This window comes from Bacillota bacterium (assembly GCA_012837335.1).
Classification (GTDB): Bacteria; Bacillota; Limnochordia; order Darwinibacteriales; family DTU012; genus DTU012.
The window spans coordinates 1-8,881 of the sequence record DURM01000059.1; the positions used below are offsets into that span (position 1 = coordinate 1).

The following is an 8,881-nucleotide window of genomic DNA, read 5'->3' on the forward strand; positions in this document are numbered from 1 at the left end:
CCCCGGATAACTCCGGGGTTATTACACTGCTTTATGAAAAGCGTCTGCTGATTATGAGTCCAGTCTCTGGGTCTACACGGAACTCCTGATTGTACTGCTTGGTTTGGATCACTGTTTTGGCTGACCCAATCTTGATTTCCACTGTCGGATGAATTACTGCCGCTCTGATATATCCCCCGTCGCCAACAGCCAGTTTGGTTTCTGCCATGCTGCCTGAGCCTACTGTTTGGGCAGTTATTGAGGATTTAGCGTAGTACGAACCACAGCGGCATTCTCCACCAAGAACCAGCTCTGCCCCAGAGCTGACAGTGCAGCTGTAGATTAAAGGTCCCCGCATTTCAATGCTGCCTGACGCTTCCAAGTAGGCGTTCTGGCAGTACCCTGCGGTAATAGTGGCGTTACTGTCTACACTGCTGTCAATATGGTTTTTCAGCTCATCCAGCAGATCTGCGGTCTGTGTTAATATGTCAAAAGAACAAATGCTCAGTGGACCTAAACCTAAAAAACGCTTACTGCGGTCATTTACTGCGTAAACGACGCGTTTAAACTCCTCATTATCGCTCATCAGCTCCTGATTTGCAATCAGATCGGCGGTAAAAGCCCTTACCTCCTTAAAATGGTTGGAAGTATGGGAAAACCGCCTCTCCAGGAGCAGTTTGATGAAATAGCCATCACCCCGGACTGCAAACTCCTGCCCCAGCTGCGCGCAGTGCTCTTTCATCTGAACGCACGCTGTCTCCAAAAGCAGCAGCTCTTCCCTAAGCTTGCCCAGCATTGCCGATATCCTCATCAAACCGGGCTGCATAATTCCAGCGGTGACGATGCCGCCGATCAGCTTGCGGCCGATCCTCACATGAGAGCCGGCATCAATCCTGGCGTGATAGCAGCTGCTTTTCAAATCAACAATTCCTCCGGCTTCAATCTCCATCGATTCATGGACATTGCCCAGAATCAGCACATCGCCTTTGAACCTAATATTCCCAGTCCTGATGCTCACATCTTGTTCCACCACCACCTGCTGGCTGATGGACAGGACACCGCTGCGGTAGACCGGTCTGCCGGGTATTTGGGCCGCAGCAATCCGGCCGTTGTTGATCAGCTTCACTCCTCTTCCTGCCAAAAGCTCCTGCTTTCTGGGGGCCCTAACAGGCACCTCCGCTCCATAAACATCCCGTCCCGGAACTCCAGGTATCGGCGGATGCCAAACCGCAAGCACATCCCCGATTTCCACTGAATTCAGCTGCCGCTGTTCCCGGTAGTCAATCCGATCCTGATCACTTACAGATACCGGGTGGGATTCCAGCTCACAGATGATCTCCACCCGACCGTCTACCGGCTGGCGGGGAGCAGTCCCTGTGACGATCACGACCTCTTGATCGGTTAGTGTACTGCACGCCTGGGCAATTTGCTCATACAAGATATTGCCGACAATGCCCTGATTTTCCAGTTCTTGGAGCACAAGTACAGGGGCAATTGGTTCGGGATCGATTGTTTCAACCAGCTGCGCCTTAACAGTAAGCTTCTGGGCAGGCGGCGCATCGCAGAGCTGATATTTCTCCCCCTTTCTGAATCTGGTGATTAGTTTGACCTCCAGCTTGTCATGGGCAGCGACAAGTTCGAAACTGCTTTCTGGTTTAATCATTGGAACGATTACTTGCAGATGCCGAGCATCGTCAATTACAGTCGGAACCTCAATGCGTTCGTGTCTGTAATAGAGCTCAACGTTTTCGCCAGGAATTACAACCGGCCAGGCACCATATCCTTGGGGATTTTCCATGCGGAACTTCCCGTCAGCAATTTCTAGGTGCCCTGGTATGTTAACATCGCTATCCCTTTTTCCAACTTGACTGACAATTTTCAGCATTTTCCGACCTCCTTTTGACTTCTTTTTTGATCTTCCCATGAAAGCTGCCCATAAATAAAAAAATATTATTGAACTCTCACAATATATTATATTACATATTTCGCCATAATTCTATAAAAAATGGCGGTTTTTTACATATAAAAAACCCCGGATAACCTCCGGGGTAGTTTATTTATCTGCCATACAGCATTCTCACCAAACGCTTAAATAAATTGTATTTACCCTTATAGGGATACCAGTTGATTTCCCTCCGCTTCCAGCCTCGGTCAATGATTACCGAAACTTGGTGGCAGAAAGTCTGGAGTCCCACTGCTCCATGGTATCTTCCCAGTCCACTATCCTTGACTCCCCCAAAGGACAGGTAAGGATTGGCAACACTGATAATCACATCGTTTATTACTGTGCTGCCGGTTACAAGCTCTTGGGCAATTCTTTTTGCCTTTACCATATCGCTGCTCCAGACACTGGCATTTAATCCGAAACTGGAGTCATTGGCAAGCTTGACCGCTTCTTCAATGTTTTCGCAGGCCATAATCGGCAGCACCGGTCCAAAGGTTTCCTCTTTCATGATCTTCATCGCATGGGTTACATTTACCAGCACCATTGGCTCTAGGCATAGGCTGGTGTTCGTGTTCCACTTCTGAGGCGGTTTTCCGGTAAGAAGTCTTGCTCCTTTGGCGAGTGCATCCTCTACATGCTCCTTCACAATCTCCACCTGCATCGGTGTGGTCATCGCACCTAAATCACTGTTGGGATCGCTTCCCTGATTGAGTTTGGTTACTTCCTGCACAACCAGATCGGTAAACTCTTGGTGCACGTTTTTCTCCACGTAAACCCGCTCCACCGCCATGCACACCTGCCCTGAGTTGGTGAACCCGCCCCAAACAGCTGCCTTGGCGGCTCTTTTAAGATTTGCATCTGCGCAGACAATCATGGGATCTTTACCGCCAAGCTCCAGGGTGGTGGGGATCAGCCTTTTGGCTGCTTCCTGCTGAATGATCTTTCCTGTCCTTACTGAACCGGTAAAGAAGATATAATCCAGGTTTTGCTTAACCAGCTCTGCTCCTAGTTCTCCGTCGCCGAAGGCGGTTTGGATCACACCTCTGGGAAAACCGCTGAGATCGCACAGCCTTTGAATCGCTCTTCCTACTTTGGGAGTAACCTCCGATGGCTTCAAGATTACAGTGTTGCCGGCAAACAAAGCGGAGATTGCCGGAATCAGGGCTAGCTGAAATGGATAATTCCAGGGTGAAATAACCAGCACCACGCCTCTTGGGCGGTATTCGATATAAGACTTTTTCCCAAACAGAGTGATCGGGGTCGGCACTCTTCTGGTTCTTAACTCACAGATTCCGTTTCTTTCTATGTATTTAATAAAATCCACGGTCGTCAAGAGATCGGCGGTAATTGCTTCCACCGGAACTTTGCCTGTATCCTCACAGATGATTTCTGCTAGATCATCAAGATAAGCCACAATCAAGTGACGGAGTTTCTTAAGGTAATATAGCCTTTCCTGAAAGCTGGTTTGTTTCCAAAGAGCAAAGCCTGACCTCGCTGCTTGGTAAAGTTCTGAACACTCCGCTGTGGTTGTATCCGGCTGTGCTAAGTCTTGAAACATCATTCTTCACTCCTGCTTTTTCCGGTTGTTGTCTGGTTAGCATATTCGCTGTTAGAATCGGTCTGACCTTTTTGTGCCGCAAAAAAGGGACCGGAGATCCGATCCCTAAAGCTGAAAGGCCCTGCCGCTTGGCAGAGCCTGAAGTATTTTATTGACCAAATAAGTCGTCTAAGAAGGCTTGAGCTTGCGGTGCAACTTCATCGATTGCAGCAGCTGCGCCTTTTTCGCCTCTTACCACTTCACCGATTGGTCCACCTAAGAGATCCCATAACTCAGTGTTTTGGAAAGCGTCGCCTTCGCCGGCCCAGCCTTCAACACCAGCCATGTAAACTTCCATGTGCTCTCTGGATACCATGTAGTTGTTGATGTAGAAATCCAGGTACTCTTCAGTATCTTCTTCTCTAAAGAGGAAGTCTGCCAGAGCGATTAAGCCTTCTGGATACTCAGCGTTAATCGGCAGGAAGTTACTGGAGAAGTCAAACGCCGGGTAGTAGTGTCTGTCCATATCCGGACCGATTGGATGGGGAACCATACCAAACTCGATATCTCCAGCAGCAATGCGGTGGCGGAGTCCTGCTAAGTGACTGCCGTGGAATACAGCGGTGCCGCCTAAGATGCCGAGCTCATTGCGCCAGCGGTGAATCAAGTTGAGACCATTGATCAGCTCGTTGCGGTTAAGGGCAAAGACCCATTTGCCGTTTTCGTCCTGCTGAGCAAACTCTACACCGTTAAAGCAGGGCAGGAAGCGGATTGCACCAACCGCATTGGCAACATCAACATAACCCCATTGGTCAATTACGCCGTCACCGTCAGTATCCTGGGTGAGAGCAACGCAGTACTCTTCAAAGGTCTTGTAATCCCAGCGGCCTTCTTTCCACAGTTGATACGGATCTTCTAAGCCCGCTTCTTCAATCTTATCGTAGTCATAGCTCATAATGCTCATAGTAGCGTTAAACAGACCATGCATTACACCAAAGCCATAATATTCGCCCTCATAAGCAAGTTTTTCAATAGCGTATTGGTCTGCCTGCGGAAGTGACTCATAGTACTCTTCCGGGAGAATTTGTCCGACCGGATACAGCATTCCAGCTGATACCAGCGGGAAGTAACCGGAGCGGTGATTGAATCTAAAGATGTCATAGGTGGAGTCCCCAGACATGATTCTTGCCATTAAGGCATCAAACCAACCAAAAGTAGCAGTTTCAATTTTAACATTGAACAGCTCTTCAGCTTCAGCAATTCTCTCATCGAGCGGCTTTCCACCGTTGTGAATTACCCAGTCCACGTCGCGGATTTGAATCGTTACGGTTTTGCCTCCGAAATCCACTTCATCCGGACTGAGTACTCCCGGACGGGGTGTGTAAGCGCTGGCAGAAACCGCAGCAGCCAATAGCATTACAGCGATCAACATGATTAAACTAACATTCCTCTTCATTAAAAAACTCCCTTCTTTTGTAATACTTCGGGCAAAAAATATGGCTTGTTAACCATATTATAACTTCGCCGATCCGATTTTTCAAACTATATCGCTGGTTTAACAGCATAGTAAAAAGTAGAATTGAGCACTAACCTGCTCTTAACACCTATTCTTGGCTGATTTTGAACTTTAAGCTGACTGCCTCACCTTGTTTCAATTCTATAATTTGATCCTCAGCCAAGTGGTTTCGGCAGGAAATTCTCAGCGTTTGGTCCTGATCGGAGCGAATCTCTGCCAATACATATCCCGCCTCAAGATCCCATTCCAGCCGGGTAAGCTCGGCATTGGTCCGGGCTCTTAATCCCCGGATCAAACCTTTAGTCCACTGTTTGGGCAGCGCCGGCAGCAGCTCAATCTCACCGGTATTGGAGTAGACCAGCATTTCATTGATCACACCTACAATGCCGATTCCGGTATCGGTGCAGTACACTGATCTGCAGCGGTCGGTGTCGTGATCAGTCGCCAGGGAATTGTAGCAGATGTCGCTGGACAACAAATGGTGAAGCATCTCATAGGCTGATTCAGCGTCTTTCAGCCGCGCTGCTACCAGCAATCTATGAACCCAGCCGTGGGATGAGGTATCATCGCGACCCTCATTTTCCCGATTGCGGTTGGCAATGGCAGTTATGCACGCCTGAGCTAGAGCTTCGTCATGCTGAGTTTCATAGCCCGGCCAAGCGCAGTATAGATGGCTGATATGCCGGTGCTGGTTGTTCTCCTCATATTGATCCAGCGCCCATTCCTTAAGCGCCCCGGTATGGTCAAATTTGTATTCGGGAAGCTTAGCAAGAAGCTCTTCCCATTTGGCCACCGCTTGTTCATATCCTTCTCGGGCAATCGCTTTTTCCACGGCAATTACCATGTTGAGGCCATCCCGCGCCGCCGAGATATCCATAGTGGCGTTGGCTGTAATAGCGCTGTTGTAGCCTTTCGGCCGGTTTTCTGGCGAATAGGTGGGAATCAGGAGGTATTTTTCACCGGGCAGCAGCTCGGTTTTTCCTTCCTGGTAGCAGGCCCTGCCATCGGCATCAACATAATACTCGGGAGTGCAGAACTGCTCCCAGAAATTAGCCTGCATTGTCAAGAGCGGGAGTAAAATATCCTGCTCTAAATCAAGGTAGTCCTGGTCATAGAGATGGCGGATCGGCTCAGCTACAGGAATTTGGCGGTTGCCAAAGCACTGCCAGAACTCATAGATCGGAAGCAGCATCCAACTTGCTCCCGCATTCCAGTATTGGAACGGGTAATACTGATCATACTCCACCATTGGTGCCCGATCGCCATCGGTATTAACCGGGACCTGAATCGCATCCTTCATGCCGTACACGGCAGCGGCGTTTGTTTTCCAGTCGTCAAGCTGGCGCAAAACAAAATAAATAAAGCCCACAGCCGCATCTTCCACATTGCCTGTATTCATGCCGGCAACCTGAAGATTAACATTAGCATCCATGGTATAAGCGGCGCGCCAGCCCGGATTCCATTCCCCGGTCCACAAACCGCAGAGCCTGGGAGCTGAAAAACCACCGCAGCAGATCTGGAGATACCGGCCTTGGTTGTAGATCCGCTCCACCAGCCCATCCAAAAGCTCCGGACTTTCTTTCTGCCGGCTCAATAAATCTTCATTGAAAATCTGGTCATCATTGTTAGTTCCTAAAGTAAAGGAAACTTGATTATACAGCGCGCTGTGCTTTGCAGCGTGGGGTTTGAGGGCAAGCTCATAGGAAAAATTGCCTTCGCTGTCAAGGTATTTCGCTTCCACTTCTTTAATCTCTGCCAGCAGCTGATCCACAAGTTCATAGTGCTCCTGCTCGGCAAAATCCGCAAGACTTCCCATCGCATGGGTGCGGGCAGTCTTGGTGAGAATGTAAACCGCGTCTGCGCCGGTAACCACTATGGCGGGATGCTTTTCTTTTCCGATGTTGGCAGGATCTCTGCCGCTGTCTTCCAGCAGCACTTTCTGCTGCGTTCCACCGACAGCAATCACCCGGGAAACACCGGCATAGCCGCCCCGGGCCAGCTCACTGCCTGGATACTCCGGATAATGGGCCACCGCGGCAATAGATGTACCGTGATCATTGACCAGCTTTTTATACTGCAGATTGACCTCGTCGCCTCTGCCAAATCCGGGCATGGAGGCAAAATCATCGATGCTGATGGTCACATTTACTTGAGCGCCCTGATCGGAGCGGGCAATGGCAGTGACGGTAACATCATCTTCCCGGGAAGTAAAGGTTGTTCTGATCCAGGTGCCGTGTCGGTCGGTGTACTTAACCAGAACTTCCGCGGTTTCATAATCGGTCTGCCGCACATAATCCAAGATTTCCTGTTTGGGCATCTCCAGCCGCAGCTGGTGAGCGGGATGGTAGCAGTAAAGAAAAGTGCGGTTGCGGTCATGCACATTCCAAGTATCGTCAAAGTTGATTACTGCCTGACGGGCTTCATGCAGCTGACTGGTAACCTCTTCAGGAGTTTCTCTAGGCTCTCTGGATGGCATGATAAACTCAATATTTTGGTAGATTAGAGTTTCCGAATAAGGCGATCCGGAGCAGACGACACCAGTATGGCCGTTACCGGTAACCATGCCGTCTCGCCAGCCGCCTTCTCTTCTCTTGTACTCATGATAGGGAACCACTTCCGTAAATGTCCTAGCTGATACCAACTCGATTCCTCCCTTATCCTGCTGGTAAAATCATGTATGGGTTCTTCCGCTTCCAGGTAAATTCCTGCCCAAACTCCTGCGCAAGGGCAGGGCAGCGGCTGTTTACGGGCACCGTTAGTTCTAACTCGGTGCTGGTGCTCAGCTGGGAAAAAACGTGGTAATATCGAAAAAGCCTCGCTCAGACGGTTCTGAGCGAGGCATTGCCTGACCACTATTGGTTTGCTATCATGCAGCTGATCTTGCTCTAATCTTCTCACTGGATATTATTAATCTAACTAACATAACCTTCTGATTGCGTGTTAAACAAGTATGCATACTCACCATTGCGATACATCAACTCTTGATGAGTTCCTTCTTCAACAATATAGCCATCCTTAAGTACAATAATTCGATCCATATTCTTTATTCCAGATAGACGATGCGTTATGAATATCGCCGTTTTATCCTTAGCCAATATGTGAAATCGTTTCATAATCTCAAACTCAGCCAATGGATCAAGCGATGACGCTGGTTCATCGAGTATCAATACATCGCATTTCTTTAAAAAGGCACGCGCAATCGCTATTTTTTGCCATTGACCTAATGACAAATCCGATACACCATCCAACGAAAACTGCTTCGTTAGGTACGTATCATATCCTTGATCAAGTTTATAAACCAAATCTAGTAAATCTGCTCCTTTAGCTGCCTCATGAACCCGCGATTCATTAAATCGACTTTCGATATCGCTTAGACAGATATTTTCTTTGAGTGTAAAAGCGAATCGATAGAAATCCTGAAAAACCACTCCTATTCTTTTTTGATATTCTCCAATATCAATCTTTTCCATCTCAACTCCGTTTATTAATACCTTGCCGCTGGTGGGCTTATACAAACCTATTATTAACTTAATTAATGTTGATTTACCGGCACCATTAAGTCCTGCAAATGCAATCTTCTCTCCTGGCTCAATATGAAGATTAATATTTTTCAATACATACTTGTCTGAATTTGGATACTTAAACGATACATCTATCAACTGTATTCTTATTTTGTCAAACTGTACCTGTAGTTTGATCGTGTCAAGCAACTGTAGGATGAAATAGGACCCACCAACCCTAAGGGAACGAGTCAACTGGTATTTTGTTATAAATGCAATCTATTAAGCCCCCTAATTGATTTGGACAAATAGTGTGTGTCTGATAGAATCAATTTGGGAGTGATTTAAGTGACCAGACAGTATACTAATGAGTTCAAGGCTCAGGTACTAAAAGAAGTCCAGGA

The 8,881-nt window shown here is 48.1% G+C and carries 5 protein-coding genes; all 5 read right to left on the reverse strand.

All coding sequences use genetic code 11. The features are described 5' to 3' along the window. Nucleotides 1–31: 31 nt before the first annotated feature. Nucleotides 32–1,864 carry a DUF342 domain-containing protein gene (locus tag GX019_08320; GenBank protein HHT37163.1) on the reverse strand — a complete coding sequence of 611 codons (1,833 nt, stop codon included), beginning with the start codon at nucleotides 1,862–1,864 and terminating at the stop codon, nucleotides 32–34. 172 nt (nucleotides 1,865–2,036) lie between these two features. Further along, complete coding sequence (locus tag GX019_08325) at nucleotides 2,037–3,482, reverse strand: aldehyde dehydrogenase family protein (protein HHT37164.1); 1,446 nt, start codon at nucleotides 3,480–3,482, stop codon at nucleotides 2,037–2,039. A 148-nt stretch (nucleotides 3,483–3,630) separates the two neighbouring features. Next, a complete protein-coding gene (locus tag GX019_08330) occupies nucleotides 3,631–4,917 on the reverse strand; it encodes a carbohydrate ABC transporter substrate-binding protein (protein ID HHT37165.1) in 1,287 nt (428 codons plus the stop codon). Nucleotides 4,918–5,065: 148 nt separating this feature from the next. After that, nucleotides 5,066–7,618 carry a hypothetical protein gene (locus tag GX019_08335; GenBank protein HHT37166.1) on the reverse strand — a complete coding sequence of 851 codons (2,553 nt, stop codon included), beginning with the start codon at nucleotides 7,616–7,618 and terminating at the stop codon, nucleotides 5,066–5,068. 271 nt (nucleotides 7,619–7,889) lie between these two features. Beyond that, entirely contained in the window at nucleotides 7,890–8,591 is a 702-nt protein-coding gene (locus tag GX019_08340) for an ATP-binding cassette domain-containing protein (GenBank protein HHT37167.1), read from the reverse strand. Nucleotides 8,592–8,881 lie beyond the last annotated feature (290 nt).

Coding starts and splice junctions, on each gene's coding strand:
- GX019_08320 (HHT37163.1), bottom strand. CDS start 1,864: ATGCTGAAAATTGTCAGTCAAGTTGGAAAAAGGGATAGCGATGTTAAC.
- GX019_08330 (HHT37165.1), bottom strand. CDS start 4,917: ATGAAGAGGAATGTTAGTTTAATCATGTTGATCGCTGTAATGCTATTG.
- GX019_08325 (HHT37164.1), bottom strand. CDS start 3,482: ATGTTTCAAGACTTAGCACAGCCGGATACAACCACAGCGGAGTGTTCA.